Genomic DNA, 18066 nt, shown 5'->3' with positions numbered 1-18066 from the left:
CTATGGAAACCGCCAATCCTATATTTCGTCATCAAATCTCTGCTGATGTAATTGCCTTAGACAAACAGGGACAAGTTATTCTAGTTGCTGATGTCAGAGGTAGCCATGTGGTTAAGCTTAACCTCTCTCAATTTACCTCCTACCTAAAAGCCACACAAACTGTCGTTCCATTCGCCATGCTAGTTGACCCCGAAACGATTCAAATTGTTCAATGGGATGACGTCAAGTGGTCAGAGGCTATCTGTTCCCTAAAGACGACGGATATGGTAAAACCATATATTAGAGACTTTGATAGTTATAAGCGTGACTATCAGCATCAACAAATAACTGGAGGTTACTTAGAAATATTACTCTTAGCATGGCTGGACGATTTAGCCTTCCACTGGAAGTTAGAAACACCGCCAGCATTAGAAGAATTAGAAGCCATTGGTTTATTAGAACGACTAGACGAGGGTAGCACCAAACGTGAGGTAGAAATTTCAGGTGATACTATACTTAGAGACGAACTTTCTCATGAGTATTTGTACTGGGCGTGATTCCTTAGCGACTACATTGCTGCAAAATACGCCATCATCGGTGCAGCTAGTTCTGCCAAATATTTGTTTAATGGAATCCTTATCAGCGTTAGAAAATGAACAAAAATACCGCCGACGTTTTGAAAATGAACTAAATTTGCAAATTAGTCAGTTACGACGAGATTTAACCTCATCTCATGCGAGGTCGATGTTGGCGCTTTTAATGGAGTATAAAACTGAAAATGAGCAGCTACTTGCAGAGATTAAAATGCGTCTGTTTCAAGCGATTAACCAGATATCTGAAAAAGCCGAACTCATTGCTTTAACGCCGCCAATGATCCAAGATGGTTTAACTATTCCTTTAATTGATAGAGATTATACAGATAATCTAATTCTTCATTGTATTCTACATCAGGCTCATTCATACCCGACGGAAACTCAAGTATTTTTGAGTAGTAATGAACGGGACTTTGGTACACCCGAAGTTCAATCCGCGTTACGAAATGTTGGGATTGCAAATTATTTTAGTAGCACTCAAGTATTGCTCAATTGGCTACAGTCCCAACAATCGGAGTAAGCAACAGAAATGATCAAGGTATTGGCTAGTCCTAACATAAGGCGTCTAGGGTTCGCTGCAATCCTCCCCTTCTGTTGTGCGATCGCGTTCTCCTCCTGCAACCTAGTTAAATCCCCCAGCCAAGCTGCATCCACGTCAAATTTTCCGTCTTAGGGGAAGTATTCGGGAATATTTATGAACTCAAACTGGCGGCGGAGGACATTTAGTTCGTTCGTAGTAGGTGCTGTCTTCGCCATCAACGCTTGCATCAAACCCTTCAATCAAAAGGTTGATTTGTAGGGGCGGGTTTTACTCTTAGCTGCGGCGATATCTTACCAAGTGAATAAACCCGCCCTGACCCTAAGTGCAATTTTTGTTCAATTCAGCGTTTCTTTAGGTTAATTTAATCAATGGCTAATCCAGTATAAATTTGGGACTAAGTGAGATATAATAAATTCAACCATCATCCCGTTGCCGACGACTAGAGCAATCATGTGCATTCCCTAGAAATCAAAGCTCAACTCAAATCCCTAATGAAAGAGGCATCATCGATAGAACCCTGTTTAGCGAAACGGTTAGATGAGATTAACCGCTGGGTGAAAGACATAAAACCAGGTTCGCTTACGGCTAAAAAATTTGTCATGGCGTTTTTGTTAGAGGTGATTCAAGATGCTAAGGTTTGGCTAGCTATCAAAGCCTTATCCTCTCCAGAGTTGCAGGAATCTGCCTTTGAGCAAATGACGCCAACGGAACGATATTGGTATCATTATCTTTTCCCCAAATGGCTAAATAGCAATGATCCAAAATTTTACATTTGGAAACAAAAGTTGATGTCAAGTGAGTTGACTCAAGCAGACGATGATATCCTTAAATCTATAGCTCAGACAATTGTCAGCCGAGGGGGTACAGTTTGGCGATGCTATATCACAGATTTTTCTATGGCAACAGATTTGATTGTTAGTTATCGTCAAAGAAAGCCCCTGTGCCTACAGGTGACTAGCGTGAGTAATGACTATTCTCAAGAAAAATATGAAAATTGGCAAAATACTCTCCAGATGTGGGTAATCGATAGAGGGCTTTTCCTAAGTTATAACCCTGGAAAACCCGATTTTTTGGATCAGTTAGTAACAATAACACTTCATAACAGTGACTTTCTTCCCTTGGGACGTTATCTTAAATTTTCCTAACTGAGAAGATTAGTCATGACGACCGAAATCTTTTAGCCCAAACGGAATTTCCTATCTAAGTTATGGTCACCAAACAACAAAATTACAGTCATGATGACTTAGGCGCGTTTTCGGAAGCGCTGGAAAAATCCCGGAAAATGCAGCAGGATTGGCTGACGCATGGACTTGATTTTGTGAATTTGTATATTGAGGATATAGAAGAAAATTGGCTAGACAGGTGGGATGATGATGAAGTAACGGTAGAGAGTTCTGTCACCTTAGCATCAGAACAGACGTTTATTGAACCCTCAGTTGTCGAATTTATGAGTGCTTTTTTGGCGAGTGATTATCCCGCCGCAGTTTGGGCGCGAGAAAGTGATCATCCCTTAGCGATGCGAGTACAGCAGCAAATGGAAACTGAAGGATTAGCTCAAATTATTGCCCGGTTGGGAGACTGTTTGAGTATTGCTGACGAATCGGATAGGCTTCATGAAGCGACTATGATTTTGGCAGGTGGGGTTACGGTTGGAGAGATAACCCGCGATTCTGGTGATGAAGAGGATGAGTTTAAGTTATTTGATTTAGCCGAAAGTTTGTTGGAAAAATTAGCGCAACTTAAAGCAACAGAATGGAGGATTATGGGGAATTGAGGTGGATAAGTAAGAGAAGATTACAGGTTGGTCATTGGTGCAAACTTAAATAGAATACCGTCTGTTGGTGCTTTAATTAGGGTTTGGCTGAGGTCAATTTATGAATTATGAATCATAGCTATCAAAATAGTAGAGACGTTCCATGCAACGTCTCTACAAGGTTTTGGCTTAACTTTGCTGTAGGGAAACAAATTCAGTTGGTTGATGGGGATATAAAAGATGAGAATGCTCACCACCCAGCTCAGTCAAAACCCGATAATGATCCTCATCGCTTAATCCCAGTTGATGGCGAATGGCTTGGAGTGGCTCTAGACTTTGGGACGACTGAAAACGCCCCTCTTCTAATCCATCCTGCAAGACTCCTTTGTAAAGGGAAAAGCGGTACTGTTGGCTAAAATTAGGCAGAACTTTTGCCAGAACATAGAGTTCATCAGCTTTTAATTGCTCCAGAGAACGCCCCTCCAAAACCTGAGAAAAATCTACCGGAATCTTTTGCAATTGACGGCGGAAACTATGGGTGAGACTTTCCCGGTTATACTGCTCGGCGCTGCGATTCCAAGTGCGGTAAAGCCAAAGACTACTCACCACAGCAACAAACCCATCAAATAGAAATTGTACCGAGACGGGTAAGCGGAGAATTTCTGGACGTCCCCCATAGACAAAGAAAATGTTAAACGCCAAAAAGGTACAAATCGAAAAGACTCGGTGCAGAACCTGTTCCCGGCTGATACTGGAGTGACGCCGTCTTAGAGAAGCGCGGTATGCCTTTTCTAATTTCGTACAAATCAGACAACTCATCACCACACAAACCCCCAGCGTTAAAGGACAAGCTACCAGTTTAGGAATAGGAATTGGATGATTGAACAGATAAAAACCCGGTTGCCAAAGCGTGGCTAATTGATTAGGTTCATGCGCCCAATTCCCAGAAAAGTAATAATCGAAATTACCCGCATATAATCCGTAATAAATGAAGTACCCAATCACTAAGCCCAAATAACCGTATTGCACGAGTTTTCGTCCCGGATGGCTGAGATAGTGCCAGTACGATTTCTCGGCATCTTTATCAATACAAGTAGACTTGCAACCGATACAGGCACTTTTTTCTTTGCCTTTTGTCTTATCAAACGTGCGGCACTCAGATTGGGGAATGCTACGACGTTCTACTGTATGCGCTTGGGAGCTTAATAATCCCCGTGGACCCGTAAAAACAGTTTGCACGATGCCAAAGGGGCAAACATAATGACACCAACTCCGTCCTCCATACAGGAAAACTACTGTAATTGCACAGAGAATAGTCAGGATTAAAAACATCCCTAAAACCGTGCGAGTGGAATTAATAAATAGAATTCGGCAGTTCAAACCGATAAACAGAAGCGCAAATTGTAGATAGAGGTGGTTTTGTGCCAGCCAGGGATTTTTGCGAATATTAAGTCTGGGATTTAATCCCAAAGCCCGGGTAATTTGAGACAGAAAGTAGAGCGGACAAATACGCCGCCAGGTGTCATGACCGAAAACCAAGAGAATCATAATCGCACTGGGAACAATCATACCCCAGAAAATGCGTGTCCCCATGGGATATGCGGCTTGTTCCAGACATTTTCCTTGCACTAATACGCAATTGTTCGGATCGCGAAAAGGACTGAGGAGGTTATTGGGATCAGTTAGGTGATGGGAAATGGGGTCATAAAAGAGAGAGAAAATTAATACCAACCAACCGATTACCAGCACTAATCTGACGGTATGCATCTTTTTTTCGGAAACGTTATTAAGCACTTCGTTATTGCCTCCTACATTGGTAAAATGATTAATGCGAGATTAATCTCTCACTTCAATCAATTAGAAGAATGATCTGGAAAAAATTACGCCCACGTATCAAACATGGCGGTAGGCAAGATGCCGTAAGCTCGCTCTACAATAGTTAGGATCACAGCCGTGTTAATCACAGCTTGCTAAACTGTCCGATCCCACTTAACTGAAATGATGGGATATGGAGCGTTAACTGTAACCAGTTGAGTCTGGGAATTGAGGATTAATTCAACAGAAATGTTGAGATTGATTGAGTTTGCCATTACGTTCAGATCAGAAGTTGGAAATAAACTACGCTGGGGAGTCAAATTTAGCTCCTGTTTGTTTGTGGGCACTCCCGTCGCCGCAGGAGTGCGGCTTTATCACTGCTTAATCCGCTATATTTCTCAAGGCTGATTACCTATGCACATTTGCAGCATCCGTGATTTTGAGATTCTATTGATCTCTCAGGTTTCAGTTTTTTATTTTACGCAGAGAGGGTTGTTTTGTAACATTTATTCACAGAATTTAGATGGGACTCTATTAACAACTCATTGAAGCAGTCAACGTATACACATCAAGGTTCTGTGTAGCAAGATTCACAGACTCACAGGTTGTACACATCTGTGAAACTGGTGAGATGCCTCAGTTCAATAGAACCCGACTTTTGATTGATGCCTTTCAACTCCTACTATATTTTCTCAGTTGATAAAGAAGTTGAGGAAAATTGAGGATTTCTCAAACCAAGTATCGTTATCAGTACGGCGGACATACAATTAAAATAAATGACCCGCTTAACCCACGATGCCGGCGTGATACAGCTAAAATAGTGGAATAGATTTTACGGTTGATACCAAGTTGCGTTCTAATGTGTCGTTGAAGAGCGAAATTTTCGACAACCAGTTACGCTATCTTAGCGAGTTGGCAGGAAACTTACAAATTGACAATGGATAATGAACAATGGATAATGAACTCTCCTTAAAAGAAGAGGATTGAAATTAAGGAAAATCTTTTTTAATTTCTTCGTAAACGAAGAGGTCTTAGACCCAATTAATCAATTGTCAATTATCAATTATTAATTATCCATTGATCATGGGTAGGGGCGCACGCTCCGTGCGCCCTTCTTCATTAATGGCTAATAGACTTACCCAATGGAAATGGACTTAAACGCCCACTCGTGTCAGGTTAACCGTTGCCAAAGCTTCCACCAAACTGCGGACAGCCGCAACCATCGCCACTTCATTGTCTAACTGATTCACCGCCGAACCAACGCCAACGCCGGCGGCACCTGCGGCAATTGCCATAGGTACGGTGACACTGGATAAGCCAGAGGCACAGAGTACGGGAACGGATACCGCCCGGGAAATTTCTGATGCAGCGGCTAAGGTGGGGGCGGCTTTTTCAATCAAGCCCAATGTTCCAGCAGAACGAGGCTGACTGCTAGTACCGCCTTCAGTTTGGATAATATCTGCCCCGGTTTCCACCAGTTCTTGTGCCAATTCCACTTGCCGATCTAAAGTCAGAATGTGAGGAACGGTAACGGATAGGGTAATATCAGGCAAGAGCGATCGCGTCTGTTTGGTCAAGGCTAAAACCTCTTGCGCCTCGAACCGCCGTCCTTGAGCGTAGAAGCTATCGAAATTACCGATTTCAATTAAATCCGCCCCAGCTTCCACCGCACTGACAAATCGGTGGGGTTCAACGGCTGACACACAAATGGGTATATTTGTCAATCCTTTGACAAGGCGAATCAAATCAGGATCAGCGGCGATATCGACAAACGTCGCACCACCACGATCAGCCGCCTTAACGGTGGCACTTACCCGCTGAGAGTCAAAGTTATTCAAGCCACTAATAAGTTTGAGAACTCGGCGGTATTCAAAGGCTTTTTGTAGTTTTGGATGCATAGTCATTGTTGCACGTCTGCTCTATTATTACCGATCGGCGGTTTATTTTTGTCGAAGTTAATCGCTTCGGTCGCCTACATGAATTCATGAATAGGAAATATCTATTGTGCCACTTACTGAGGCGTCGTGTAAATTTGAAAAAATATAAGATCTTTGCCTAAACTAAGAAATAGGCTGGAGAGCTTGTATCATCTGATTCTGGAAAAATGAATTTTGTGCCGGGAAACGTGTCTTCCTTCCACTCGGAAATTCTACAGCAAACCCAACTTGGTCAGCTTTGCGGTCAAAATGAGCCATTTTGCGATCGCTATAAGATCTTGCGAATGCTGGGTCGCGGTGGGTTTGGCGTGACCTTTCTCGCCACAGATGCTGGGTTACCGGGTCAACCGCTGTGCGTGATTAAGCAACTTTGCCCCAAAGTTGATGACCCAAAAGCCTTGGAGAATGCTTGCCAGCGTTTTGAGAGAGAGGCAAAAATTCTCGGCAAACTGGGTAGCCACTCTCAGATTCCCATGTTACTCAATTACTTCGAGACTGGGGGAGAATTTTTTTTAGTTCAGGAATACGTCCGTGGTTCAACCTTAGCGCGGCTAGTCAGGCGCAGCGGATGTTTATCTGAGGTAGCCGCCAGACAGTTTTTGGCGGAAATGCTACCCCTACTCGACTACATTCACCGAAATAACGTCATTCACCGAGATATCAAGCCGCAAAACATTATCCGTTGTGAAGACGATGGTAGACTGGTGTTGATTGACTTCGGCGCGGTTAAGGAGAAATTGGTTCAAGCCCTAGACAGTAGCCTGAAACTCGCCTCAACTCATTTTATCGGCACCGTCGGGTTTGCACCACCGGAACAGTTTTCTCTGCGACCGGTATTTGCTAGTGATATCTACGCCCTAGGGATGACCTGTCTTTACCTGCTAACCGGAAAAGCGCCTCTAGATTTGGAGAGCGATCGCCAAACGGGTGCTTTATACTGGGAACGCTTGGTGCATGTCAGTCAGCCTTTTACTCAAGTGCTGCGGAAAATGACAAATGTATCCTTGACGAATCGCTATCATTCCGTTAAGCCGATTCTGCAAGACCTTAATTTTAAATCACCTTATGATGATCTGGCGCAGTATTTAGTCAGACAACCCCAACCGACAACTGACAAATCAGCCAATCAAGATGGAAGTAATCACAAGAGTTATCGCACTCCATCAGCCAAAACAGCGGTTGCGATTAGGAACTGGAAACAACGACGAGAAAAAAAGCGGCGGCGTCCAAGTCAACCTCCATTGGGGCATTCTAAATGAACTACCATGTCCTTTACCTATAACCGCACTGTCCGCTTTCAAGATACCGATGCTGCTGGTGTCGTTTACTTTGCCAATGTTTTGGTAATGTGTCACGAAGCCTATGAAGACTCTCTAGCCAAGGCGGGTATTAATCTCAAGACATTTTTTAGCCGCGCCGCTGTGGCTGTACCAATTATCCACAGTAGCGTAGACTTTTTTCAGCCCATGTTTTGTGGGGACAGGCTGCTGATTGAGGGGATACCTCAACGGTTAAGTGATAGCAAGTTTGAAATTAAGTATCACGTTGTTGATGCTGCTTCACCGCAACCGCACCGGGCAGATGCCTTAACTCGCCATGTTTGTATTGATACGAACACTCGCACTAAAATTCCCTTGCCAGACGCAATGATTAATTGGTTATATCATGTCCGGTGAATACTAAGACTACTAGAACACCGATCAAGTATTCCCAGAAACCGGGTTTCTCGCCAGGACAACAACTCTCATATCGGCATTTCACCAAAGAAACCGGGTTTCTTGACCGACGCCTAGCGGCGAGTTCTAATTTAATTTGGGCATAGGTATAAATGCTTCGCTTAACCCGAACAGCAACATGAGAAGCCTGGAGATTTTTGCCTACTCCTCCTGAAAGCCGTGCCAATTGCAAAACTGTACCTGTCCAGATGTTACTAAAGCTATAGATTGGGCGGGATGGATTGGTTATTTAATAGTCAATCGAAAGAGTTGCATATTATTCTCCCTAAACAAAAGTATATTTTTCTACTATTGAAGTATCGAAAGTAGGAAATTTAGTTATGGAATCTTTTCTGATTTTGGCACTCTTAGGTATTATATTCATGTTGGAAGTGTTAACCCGAAACGATCATGTTTAATTTGAGCTTTACTAGCAACTGAACGGTTAGGTTATTGTCAGCCCTATTTAGCTTAGTCCCTACTGCCGTGCATAAGTTACTCAAGCGAGCGGCAAAGTACCTATAATCTTTATCAAGTGTTTATTTTATAAAGATTTTTAGGTGGATATACGCGCAATGGCTGATAGGGCAAAAGCAAAATTTCCAGTAACTTTACTGAAGCTATTTAGGCGGGGTTTGGGTTTATGATTTTAATTGGTATGAAGTTTAATTCCGGTGATTTTTCATCACCCATTCATGGCTGAGTTTACCACTGGAGTCTTGCCAGTGATTGAGTAAGGTTATTTCAGGGCAATGTTTAACGTAAAATTTACTTGTAACTTAACCGCCACGGCATTAGTCTTGGCACTACTAAGTTTTAGCTTAACCTCCCTACAGGAGAGTTCAGCGCGATCCAGCAAACAACAGCGATTTACTCAAATTGAGAGTGGAATTAAATTAGTGGGTGTGGTTCGGGCGCAACAATGGCGTCATCAAAAGTAAGTAGTCGGACATTTCAATCGCCTCCTCTTGCAGGGGGGTAATAAAGGCGGATGTTGGGGCTTATACCTGCTATTACCTATTGCCTATTGCCTATTGCTTTTTCCCTACCCATAAAGGAGGTAGTTAACCCGGATTTGGTATGAGCCAGTATTTGAGTTCAGGGCGACTATCCAGCTAAATTTAACCTCACCCGCTCCAATTCTTGCTCCAAATTCTCTAAAATATTTTGCAGTAACTGTAACTGATGATGCTCAATTGTCAGTTTTAACGGTTCATTCGTCAGATTAACATTAATCACAGTTTCCGCCAATTTCTCATAGCCTTCCAATGCGGAAACCGCCTCCCGGTTCAAGCAAGTGAGGTACTCTGTCGCCGCATTGGTGTAAGCTTGAGTCACTTGTTCTAGGTATGACGCCGCAGATTTTGGCGGTGCAGAATCCCCGGAATTTTTATTCAACAAATACGTCGCCCCACCCGCCACCGCCGCGCCAACAGGTCCACCAAATACCCAACCCAATCCCGTCGCGATCGCAACTGGAGTAACGCCCTGAGTTCCCTTAGCTTGGGGTGGGGGTTCCGGAAGCTGGACTTCTGGGGGTTTGGGAAAGGAAATCGTCAAATCAGTCGGGGGTTGGCGATCAAAAAATTCACCCGCTTGATGTACCCATTTAACAATTCCCTGTTGATGCTCATGAATCGCCTCTTTAAAACCGCCTTGTTCCCACAGATTAAACGTACCCTGTTGGAGCGCTGAAACCAGTTCCGATTGATAGCGTTCTAAAAGTTTCGGTAAATACAGCCATCCTTGAAAATCAGAAACACTGGCGGCGAATCCTTTTTGGATCAGGTTCTGTGCTTTTTCTTTAATCTCTATTTTACTTTGATGCTTTTGTTGAGCCATCGTAATTTCAGCGGAAATGGCTTGCACTTTGACAGTTGCAGCCTGTTGGACTTGAGACGCGATCGCCTGCACACGGGGAAAGCGGATGGCGAGGCTCTCATGGCGAGTGGCGACAATGCTTTGCAGCGCCGATTCCAGCATATCTAAGCCCGTGGTTTGGGCGGCGGCGGTATCCCCTTTGAGTCGATAGCGTAAGGCGGGGAGAGCATCCACCCGATAGATATTACTGATATTATTCGGCAGTTGCGAACGGAAACTTTCCGCCACAAAAAGCAGCCGATTATACACTTGTTTTTGCTCGTCGGGTTCTAATAAATTTAGGAAATTAACCACAAAAATAACCGTAGTAATTCCCCGATCCAATAACCAATCTCGCAGGTGTTCTCGTTCCCCTAACGTCATCAATTTACGACCATCAAGCACCTGTACAATTAAATCAGCGGTGAGCAGTTGGTCACGAACTAAAGCGTCCTGGGCTTCGCGGTCATCCGTTCCCGGTAAATCCAGCAATTCTACCCCCGTTTTCAGGAAAGGATGGGGACAAAATACCTCAACATTGGTCACATCCTCCCGCATCCGCCGTTGGTCATCTAAAATGGCAAACTGTTTCAGGATATCCGTACCATTTTCACTAATTTGTTGACCATTGCTGAGGGTAATGCGCGTGTGTAACTCGTTCCCGTAGCAGATATGAATCGCTGCGCCTGTGGTGGGGATTAAATCGATGGGTAGGGTACGTTTCCCCAGTAAAGCATTGAGTAAGGTAGATTTCCCGTAATTAAACGGACCAAAAACAGCGATACGGAAAATCGGATTCTCCAGATAATCACACAGTGCGATCGCGTCTTGGCGGAGTTGGGCATTTTGTTCCCCATCCAGCAACCCAATCGCCGAGCGCAGCGTGTTAGCAAGTTCGCGGAAAACGTCCTGTTCCATTACTCTGAAGGGGACTTAGGGATTAATGGTAGTGAAATAAACATTAGGGAATCGCCGAAACCTTTGATATACCGTAGGGTGGGCATTGCCCACCAGCATACCAGTCAGTGACATTCGACTTAGGGATAAAGGGAAGAGACATCTCCAGGAAAATACTCAACTTATCCGTCTAGTATATCGTGACCGATTGAAATCCCTACATCCGTAACCTGGAACACAACCTCTCAGGCGTAAAATGATCAACAGTAACTATTACAGGTTTCACCATGATCAAAGCTTATGCCGCTCATGAACCCGGAGGAAAACTCCAACCCTTCGAGTACGATCCCGGTAGTCTCGGCGATGAAGAAGTAGAGATTAATGTCGAGTATTGTGGGATTTGTCACAGTGACTTGAGTATGCTGGACAACGAGTGGGGAATGACCGAGTACCCCTTTGTTCCGGGTCATGAGGTTGTGGGTACAATTGCCGCATTGGGCGATAAAGTAACCACCCTAAAGGTAGGACAACGGGTTGGATTAGGCTGGTTTTCGGGTTCCTGCATGACGTGCGAATGGTGTATGTCAGGGAATCACAACCTTTGCTCGAACGTAGAAGGAACGATTGTCAGTCGTCATGGTGGATTCGCGGATAAGGTTCGCGCTGATCAGAGTTGGGTGTTTCCCCTACCCGATGCAGTTAATCCCGCTACTGCAGGTCCCCTCTTCTGCGGCGGCGTCACCGTATTTAACCCCATTGTCCAGTTTGACATTAAACCGACGGATCGAGTTGGCGTGATTGGTATTGGCGGATTAGGTCATATCGCGCTGCGTTTCCTCCAGGCTTGGGGGTGTGAGATCACAGCATTTTCCAGTAGTCCTGAGAAAGAAGCAGAAGCACGGGAGTTGGGGGCAAATCATTTTATCAATTCTAGCGATCCCAAAGCATTGGAATCAGTGCAGAATTCCTTTGACTTTATTCTCTCCACGGCTAATGCTGACCTCAATTGGGACGCCTACATTGCCGCATTACGTCCCAAAGGTCGGTTACACTTCGTTGGAGTAATACCCAATCCCCTATCTACCCAGCTTTTCCCCATGATTGCTGGTCAAAAGTCGATTTCAGCTAGTCCAGTGGGGAGTCCAGCAACGATTTCTCAAATGATCGATTTCGCCGCACGACAGGGTGTTGAACCCATTACCGAAACCTTCAGCTTTGAGCAGGTTAATGAGGCGATGGAAAAGCTGCGCCATGGTAAACCTCGCTATCGCTTGGTTTTGAAGCATTAGAATAACCGCCGCGATCGCACCCCAATCAGGTAGGGGCGGGTTTAGGAATTAAATCTGTAGACAAACCTCAAATAAGACAACGAAACCCGCCCTCTTCTTAACCGTAAGGGATGGATTTTGAACTGAGGTTATCGGTTAGGTTCAATACCGTTGAAGGGCAGGTTTTGTATGAAATGTATTGATTTCCCCGTTCATTGAGTCCCTAAACCAGCCGCTACATTTTAATTTTCCTACTGATTTCCTTCTGGCAATATCTAGGGTTGTATGACATTATTGAACCCTTTTATTACACAATTTTTCCAGACGTTGCATGTAACGTCTCTACACAGTATCTTGCAATCGCGCCACTAACTCCGCACGCGCCGATACATTCAGCTTACGGAACATGCGTTTCAGCGCCTGTTTTACTGAATTTCGGGTAATCCAAAGTTCAGCACCAATTTCTGCATTTGTCAACCCCTTAGCAACTAAATCAGCAATTTCCCGTTCCCGTGGGGTAAGGCGATTGGCGACAAGAGACGGGGATTTTTTGGGTTGCGATCGCAAAGTAGCCAGACGTGAGGATAAATGTAGACATAATCCGGTTAAATCAGCCAAATCTTTATAATCAAATGCAGGTGCGTCACTCGCGCGGGCAAAATACACCCCACCCATCAAACGCCCCCCACTAACAATCGGACCCATCATCACATGCTCGTGATCGTAGCGAGCATAACAATTCTGGTACAGTTCAGATTGTTTCCAAACCTCTGGAGAGAATATCAGTTGTTCATGGGCGGGAGCATGGTGTTCGATGACATAGCGTAACACCGGATCGACCTTTCGCGCCAACTTATTGTAATCGGCGACAAACCCCTCCGTATCAGCTCCCCCTTGTATTTGCACCTCAGCCGCGTGAGAGTCTTCGTTGAGCAGACACAGCCCCCAATACTGCGCCTGAAAATGCTCCCCTAATTCGTCCATAATGTGCAGGCGAAGTTCCTGCTCATCACGAGCATCTGCGATCGCTTGGAAGAAACTGTGCAGAGAACGGTTCATTGTACTTGGCACGGTCATAATCTATCATTTTGAACGAATTATTAAATAAGTCAGCATGGTTTAACCTGAACGCTTAGGAGAGCCCATTTTTTTATCGGGGTGAACAGTAATTACAGTATAGCGACATTATCTTGACGATAAAATTTTGACTTTGATATAATTTACCATTTTTATATGCTACTCTGAAGAGGTACTACAACAGTAGAGTAGCTAGGAGCAATAAATCTACTCTTGATGATCTGACGGGCTTTGAACGATAAAAGCCGTAGCTAATCATGACACCTCCAAGACAATTAATGGTATCTCGGTTGAGTCGTACCGATAAACCTTTTTTCGTGCTGGATACGACTGACACAGCCAATTCATTGACCCAAAGGAGGAGTATTAATGAACATTAAAGCACTCGATATTAAAGTTGGCGATCGCATCATTGCCTACTGCAAGAATAAAATTCAACCCTGTACGGTGCAACGGTTACTGGATTCGACCCCCAACACGATCACACTAAAAGTATCCACCTGTACCCGTGTCCATTATCGGGAATCAGCCTCTTGTGTGATTCAGTTTCACCGAGAGGCTGTGGTTGAAATGGCTAGCTTAAACAGAAGTTTATCCAAGACGATTTAACAGGAAGCTTATCAGGAAAGGATTGCAAGCATGTAGATAAAATTATAAATTATCGAGAGGCTTGGCAATTACCAAAAAGTATCCTGATGAGTGAAAAAATTGAAATAAACTAATTGAAATGACAATCAAAAAAGAAACGGCTTTAATTTACTGCGAAAATCAATTTAGTTTAGCAGACGGAAAAACTGCCGCTGGGTTGGTTCGACACTCTGAACTGTATACAATTGTTGGGGTGATTGATAGTTCACGAGCGGGTAAAGACGCAGGGGAAGAATTAGGGCAAGAAAAGAATGGTATACCCATTTTTGCTAATTTAAATGAAGCATTAATTAACCTTTCAGAGGTTCCCAACTGTTACATTTATGGCAAAGCTCCTTTAGATGCCTTTATATCCCAGGCAGAACGGTTTCTTATCTTAGAAGCCATGGAAAAAGGAATGGATATCATTAACGGTCTTCATCAGTTTTTCTCTGAAGATCAAGAGTTTACCCAGATGGCTGCCCAAAATAATATCCAGATTAAAGATATCAGAAAACCTCCACAATTACAAGATTTGCACGTCTTTACGGGTCAACTCTCTAAAATTAATGTTCCTGTAATCGCCATATTAGGTACAGATTGTGCTTGCGGCAAAATGACAACCGCAATAGAACTCAACAAGTCCCTCAAGACTCTCGGCATAAAATCAGTATTGGTAGCGACGGGTCAAACTGGTTTGATGCAGGGAGCAATGTATGGCATATCGATTGATGCTCTGATTTCCCAATTTGTGATTGGTGAAATAGAAAACTCTATTATTCAAGCCTTTGAAAACGAACGTCCCGACATCATTTTAGTTGAGGGACAGAGTGCCGTTAGTCATCCCGCTTTTATGGGTTCTCTCGGCATCTTGAAAGGAAGTATGCCCGATGGTATTATCCTTCAACATCCACCAGCTAGGAAATTTCGGTGCGATTTTCCTCATTTGCCAATGCCAACTGTTGAGAGCGAAATTAAACTGATTGAAGCGATTTCTCAAGCTAAAGTTATGGCAATTGCATTAAGCCATGAAAACCTAGCAGATGAAGAAATTTTGACAATCATAGAGGATTATGAGAGGCAGTTTCAATTGCCGACAATGGATGTCTTGAATCATGGATGCCAAAAAATCATTCAAGCCTTAGGTGATCATTTTCCCAACCTGAATCAAATCATCAAGCGGAAGACTTTAGAAAAAATGCCTGTATTGGGAATGAGGTAGACGTAATCGTCTGGAAATAATCAATGAAATTGTTTATGCCAAGGATAGAAATTTCTCTATCTCAAATACGGGACAATGCCCGAATGCTATGTGAACTTTATGGGCAAAGAGGGATTTCATTGATGGGAGTTTCCAAAGCAGTGCTAGGAGAACCTTCTATTGTCGAGGCAATGATTCAAGGTGGAGTCAGATTTATTGCTGACTCTCGCATTGAAAACATTCAAAAAATGAAAAATGCTGGGATATCCACTCAGTTTGTGCTTCTACGCACTCCTTTAAGTCAGGCTGAAGCTGTAGTTACAAGTGTAGACATTAGTCTAAACACTGAAATCGAGACGATTAAGCAACTTTCCTATTATGCAAAACTACATAATAGAAATCATCAAATAATTGTGATGGTAGAGTTGGGAGATCTGCGGGAAGGGGTACTTCCTGGTGATCTTTCTCAATTTATCAGAAAAACTCTTTCTCTATCCCATATAAAAATTGTTGGTATTGGCTGCAATTTGGCTTGTTATGGTGGAGTAAAGCCAGACAATAAAAATATGCATAAATTGTCTGAACTGGTTAATGGCATCAAAAAAGAATTTCAGATTGATTTGGAAATAATATCCGGCGGTAATTCGGCTAATTATGAATGGTATAAATCTGCTCAATATATCGGCAATATCAACAATCTTCGCTTGGGTGAATCCATCTTTTTAGGGTGCGAAACTGTGAACCGGAAAGCGATTCCAGGTTTACACACAGAGGCATTCAAACTCGTTGCCGAAGTTATTGAGTCCAAGACAAAGCCCTCCATACCATTTGGCGAGATCTGTCAAGATGCTTTTGGAAACGTTCCTAGTTTCTCAGATCGAGGAATTAGCCAGAGAGTGATTATTGCTTTGGGAAGACAGGACGTTCTGGTATCTAGCTTGAAATCGAAGAAAAAGCTAGAAATACTAGGAGCTAGCAGTGATCATATTATTCTCGACGGCAAGAACCACAACTTACAAGTTGGAGATGAAGTGAATTTTAACCTGGATTACGGGGGTCTTCTGTCCGCGATGACTTCTCCTTTTATTAGAAAGCAATTTATCCTGACAACTGAAGCTATAATTCCTGTGGTTAAAACGTTAAAAGTTGTCTCACCTATAAATTAGAAGTTGTAAGTCAATAAACGGGGTTGATGTTAAAATCTTTGCCGTTTAACTCACATCTTGCACCACTCACTATTTTCCCCTGCTCCCCAGTGGCGTAGTTGACGCCGACTGTACCCACTTGGGGTCTATACAGGCTAGATAGTCCCGACTATGCTAGTTTACAGCAACTAAAATGATAGGAGAGGCAGATGGTTGGAGTTCAAACATCAGCTCGTGATTTTTTTCGGGCGGCGTATGAAAACCGCTACACCTGGGATAACAACTTCCCCGGTTATACCGCAGATGTGACATTTAAACAGGATGATCAGGTTGTTACAGGTAAGGTTCGGGTTAACTCGGATATGAAAGCAGAAGTCTTCGATGTTGAAGACGAACAAGCCAAGCAAGCGATTCACTCTCAACTCTGGGAAACCGCAATTCACCGGGTTCGCCGTTCCTTTGAAGACACCCACGGGAAGAACACCTTCTCCTTCGGGGATACCGATGAGACGGGTGCTGTGGAACTGTTAATGGGTGGTAAAGCAGAAGGCGATCGCTATAAAATCCGTGATAATGAAGTAACCCACGTCCACCGTCACATTCACGGTGTTGTCGTCACGATTAACACCTTTAGTTCCCACAACACAGGTGAAGGTTATCTTTCTCACAGTTATGATTCCGTCTACCATGACCCCAAAACTGGTGAACAAAAGGGCGGTAAAAGTGTGTTTGAAGATAATTACGAAAAAGTGGGCGACTATTGTATCCTAACCCAACGCATTATTCGCACAGAAACCGATGGAAAAGAGTCCGTTGAGGAGTTTAACTTCTCGAATGTCAAACTTCTGTAAATGGTGAATAATCCCCTAATTTTTCCTGAGTCCGCCTAGGCGGACTTTGTTTGTTTAGCCACGATTTTAGCCCTTCGAGTTACCGGTTCCCTCCCCTTCTCAAGGGGAGGGTTAGGGTGGGGTTCCGTCTCAATGCTTTGGAGATTTTTGAGCTAAACTTAGATAGGCATTCAATTTATCCAACCTCTATACAAAGATTTCAATAATATCAATAAAAAATGAGAAATTATGAATCAATGTAAGAAGCAGAAGGTCTGCATTGTCACCGGTGGGAACTCAGGTGTAGGCTTGATGAGTGCTGTTGGTCTCGCCCAATTCGGTCATCATGTATTTATCGCTTGTCGCTGTGCAAGCAAAGCCGAGAAAGCTGTCAATTATATTCGCTCCTCTACCGGAAATCTAAATGTTGAGTTTCTGCCACTCGATTTAGCATCCCTCGATTCGGTTCGCACATTTGCGAAACTTTTTCAGGAACGGAATCTGCCACTTCATGTATTAGTGAATAATGCGGGTGTATTCAACGCCAGAGGCACAACTAAAGAAGGGTTTGAACTCATTTTTGGGATTAACTATCTCGGACACTTTCTACTGACAAACGGTTCTTCAGGACTTATTATGCTAAAATGTTAGTTAATACCTGAATAAACACAGTCAAAAAATGAAGAGACAGCTTACTCAACTTCTTAGTTTGCAAGGCGTTATAGTTAAATCTAAAAAAAACCTTGAAAAAGCCTTAGTGTTAGAAGTTGAATCCCAATCGAAAACGCCAGCTTGTCCCACTTGTAAGAAACCTAGCCATCGTCTTCA

At 43.5% G+C, this 18066-nt stretch carries 18 protein-coding genes; 14 read left to right on the top strand and 4 right to left on the bottom strand.

Annotation, left to right across the window (positions count from 1 at the left end; genetic code table 11):
- The first annotated feature begins 2 nt into the window (after positions 1–2).
- The 4 genes from RID09_RS30455 to RID09_RS30440 all read left to right on the top strand — a co-directional run bounded on the left by RID09_RS30455 (position 3) and on the right by RID09_RS30440 (position 2887).
- The gene (locus RID09_RS30455) at positions 3–536 is read left to right on the top strand and encodes a hypothetical protein (RefSeq protein WP_446339647.1); all 534 of its coding nucleotides are present in this window, start codon (positions 3–5) and stop codon (positions 534–536) included.
- Positions 514–1092, top strand: coding sequence for a PIN domain-containing protein (locus tag RID09_RS30450; RefSeq protein ID WP_446339646.1), 579 nt, complete (start codon positions 514–516; stop codon positions 1090–1092). Before RID09_RS30455 ends, RID09_RS30450 begins: the two co-directional genes overlap by 23 nt.
- 473 nt (positions 1093–1565) lie before the next feature.
- Positions 1566–2258: a hypothetical protein gene (locus tag RID09_RS30445; RefSeq protein WP_446339645.1), complete on the top strand. Its 693-nt coding sequence runs from the start codon at positions 1566–1568 to the stop codon at positions 2256–2258.
- A gap of 62 nt (positions 2259–2320) precedes the next feature.
- A complete protein-coding gene (locus tag RID09_RS30440) occupies positions 2321–2887 on the top strand; it encodes a hypothetical protein (protein WP_446339644.1) in 567 nt (188 codons plus the stop codon).
- A gap of 168 nt (positions 2888–3055) precedes the next feature.
- On the opposite strand, the gene RID09_RS30435 is transcribed toward RID09_RS30440, so the two are convergent.
- Both RID09_RS30435 and RID09_RS30430 read right to left on the bottom strand, forming a co-directional pair.
- Positions 3056–4633, bottom strand: coding sequence for a 4Fe-4S binding protein (locus RID09_RS30435; RefSeq protein WP_446339643.1), 1578 nt, complete (start codon positions 4631–4633; stop codon positions 3056–3058).
- A gap of 1202 nt (positions 4634–5835) precedes the next feature.
- Positions 5836–6585, bottom strand: a complete 750-nt coding sequence (locus RID09_RS30430) for a DUF561 domain-containing protein (protein ID WP_446339642.1) — start codon at positions 6583–6585, stop codon at positions 5836–5838.
- 200 nt (positions 6586–6785) lie between these two features.
- On the opposite strand from RID09_RS30430, the gene RID09_RS30425 reads away from it, so the two are divergent.
- From RID09_RS30425 to RID09_RS30410, 4 genes are all read left to right on the top strand, one after another.
- On the top strand, positions 6786–7877 hold the full coding sequence (locus RID09_RS30425; RefSeq protein WP_446339641.1) for a protein kinase domain-containing protein: 1092 nt from the start codon (positions 6786–6788) through the stop codon (positions 7875–7877).
- 6 nt (positions 7878–7883) lie between these two features.
- On the top strand, positions 7884–8294 hold the full coding sequence (locus tag RID09_RS30420) for an acyl-CoA thioesterase (RefSeq protein WP_446339640.1): 411 nt from the start codon (positions 7884–7886) through the stop codon (positions 8292–8294).
- Positions 8291–8440 (top strand): hypothetical protein, encoded by a 150-nt coding sequence (locus RID09_RS30415; protein ID WP_446339639.1) that lies wholly within the window; start codon positions 8291–8293, stop codon positions 8438–8440. Before RID09_RS30420 ends, RID09_RS30415 begins: the two co-directional genes overlap by 4 nt.
- A 645-nt stretch (positions 8441–9085) precedes the next feature.
- Entirely contained in the window at positions 9086–9274 is a 189-nt protein-coding gene (locus RID09_RS30410) for a hypothetical protein (protein WP_446339638.1), read from the top strand.
- 166 nt (positions 9275–9440) lie between these two features.
- Here RID09_RS30410 and RID09_RS30405 read toward each other — a convergent pair whose 3' ends face one another.
- Positions 9441–11111 carry a dynamin family protein gene (locus RID09_RS30405; RefSeq protein WP_446339637.1) on the bottom strand — a complete coding sequence of 557 codons (1671 nt, stop codon included), beginning with the start codon at positions 11109–11111 and terminating at the stop codon, positions 9441–9443.
- A gap of 266 nt (positions 11112–11377) precedes the next feature.
- On the opposite strand from RID09_RS30405, the gene ahr reads away from it, so the two are divergent.
- Entirely contained in the window at positions 11378–12379 is a 1002-nt protein-coding gene (ahr, locus tag RID09_RS30400) for an NADPH-dependent aldehyde reductase Ahr (protein WP_446339636.1), read from the top strand.
- 321 nt (positions 12380–12700) lie between these two features.
- Here ahr and RID09_RS30395 read toward each other — a convergent pair whose 3' ends face one another.
- Positions 12701–13435 (bottom strand): LuxR C-terminal-related transcriptional regulator, encoded by a 735-nt coding sequence (locus tag RID09_RS30395; protein ID WP_446339635.1) that lies wholly within the window; start codon positions 13433–13435, stop codon positions 12701–12703.
- 369 nt (positions 13436–13804) lie between these two features.
- On the opposite strand from RID09_RS30395, the gene RID09_RS30390 reads away from it, so the two are divergent.
- The 5 genes from RID09_RS30390 to RID09_RS30370 all read left to right on the top strand — a co-directional run bounded on the left by RID09_RS30390 (position 13805) and on the right by RID09_RS30370 (position 17889).
- The gene (locus RID09_RS30390) at positions 13805–14044 is read left to right on the top strand and encodes a hypothetical protein (RefSeq protein ID WP_446339634.1); all 240 of its coding nucleotides are present in this window, start codon (positions 13805–13807) and stop codon (positions 14042–14044) included.
- 118 nt (positions 14045–14162) lie between these two features.
- Positions 14163–15284 carry a DUF1611 domain-containing protein gene (locus tag RID09_RS30385; RefSeq protein ID WP_446339633.1) on the top strand — a complete coding sequence of 374 codons (1122 nt, stop codon included), beginning with the start codon at positions 14163–14165 and terminating at the stop codon, positions 15282–15284.
- 23 nt (positions 15285–15307) lie between these two features.
- The gene (locus RID09_RS30380) at positions 15308–16429 is read left to right on the top strand and encodes an alanine/ornithine racemase family PLP-dependent enzyme (RefSeq protein WP_446339632.1); all 1122 of its coding nucleotides are present in this window, start codon (positions 15308–15310) and stop codon (positions 16427–16429) included.
- A gap of 188 nt (positions 16430–16617) precedes the next feature.
- Positions 16618–17259 (top strand): DUF3386 domain-containing protein, encoded by a 642-nt coding sequence (locus RID09_RS30375; RefSeq protein ID WP_446339631.1) that lies wholly within the window; start codon positions 16618–16620, stop codon positions 17257–17259.
- 228 nt (positions 17260–17487) lie between these two features.
- Complete coding sequence (locus RID09_RS30370) at positions 17488–17889, top strand: SDR family NAD(P)-dependent oxidoreductase (RefSeq protein WP_446339630.1); 402 nt, start codon at positions 17488–17490, stop codon at positions 17887–17889.
- Positions 17890–18066 lie beyond the last annotated feature (177 nt).

The organism is Coleofasciculus sp. G1-WW12-02 (assembly GCF_040219735.1).
GTDB lineage: Bacteria > Cyanobacteriota > Cyanobacteriia > Cyanobacteriales > Coleofasciculaceae > Coleofasciculus.
Note: the sequence above shows the minus strand (reverse complement) of the source record. Positions and strands in the feature narration are given on the sequence as shown.

Coding starts and splice junctions, on each gene's coding strand:
- RID09_RS30455 (WP_446339647.1), top strand. CDS start 3: ATGGAAACCGCCAATCCTATATTTCGTCATCAAATCTCTGCTGATGTA.
- RID09_RS30450 (WP_446339646.1), top strand. CDS start 514: ATGAGTATTTGTACTGGGCGTGATTCCTTAGCGACTACATTGCTGCAA.
- RID09_RS30440 (WP_446339644.1), top strand. CDS start 2,321: ATGGTCACCAAACAACAAAATTACAGTCATGATGACTTAGGCGCGTTT.
- RID09_RS30435 (WP_446339643.1), bottom strand. CDS start 4,633: ATGCATACCGTCAGATTAGTGCTGGTAATCGGTTGGTTGGTATTAATT.
- RID09_RS30430 (WP_446339642.1), bottom strand. CDS start 6,585: ATGACTATGCATCCAAAACTACAAAAAGCCTTTGAATACCGCCGAGTT.
- RID09_RS30425 (WP_446339641.1), top strand. CDS start 6,786: ATGAATTTTGTGCCGGGAAACGTGTCTTCCTTCCACTCGGAAATTCTA.
- RID09_RS30420 (WP_446339640.1), top strand. CDS start 7,884: ATGTCCTTTACCTATAACCGCACTGTCCGCTTTCAAGATACCGATGCT.
- RID09_RS30410 (WP_446339638.1), top strand. CDS start 9,086: ATGTTTAACGTAAAATTTACTTGTAACTTAACCGCCACGGCATTAGTC.
- RID09_RS30405 (WP_446339637.1), bottom strand. CDS start 11,111: ATGGAACAGGACGTTTTCCGCGAACTTGCTAACACGCTGCGCTCGGCG.
- ahr (WP_446339636.1), top strand. CDS start 11,378: ATGATCAAAGCTTATGCCGCTCATGAACCCGGAGGAAAACTCCAACCC.
- RID09_RS30395 (WP_446339635.1), bottom strand. CDS start 13,435: ATGACCGTGCCAAGTACAATGAACCGTTCTCTGCACAGTTTCTTCCAA.
- RID09_RS30390 (WP_446339634.1), top strand. CDS start 13,805: ATGAACATTAAAGCACTCGATATTAAAGTTGGCGATCGCATCATTGCC.
- RID09_RS30385 (WP_446339633.1), top strand. CDS start 14,163: ATGACAATCAAAAAAGAAACGGCTTTAATTTACTGCGAAAATCAATTT.
- RID09_RS30380 (WP_446339632.1), top strand. CDS start 15,308: ATGAAATTGTTTATGCCAAGGATAGAAATTTCTCTATCTCAAATACGG.
- RID09_RS30375 (WP_446339631.1), top strand. CDS start 16,618: ATGGTTGGAGTTCAAACATCAGCTCGTGATTTTTTTCGGGCGGCGTAT.
- RID09_RS30370 (WP_446339630.1), top strand. CDS start 17,488: ATGAATCAATGTAAGAAGCAGAAGGTCTGCATTGTCACCGGTGGGAAC.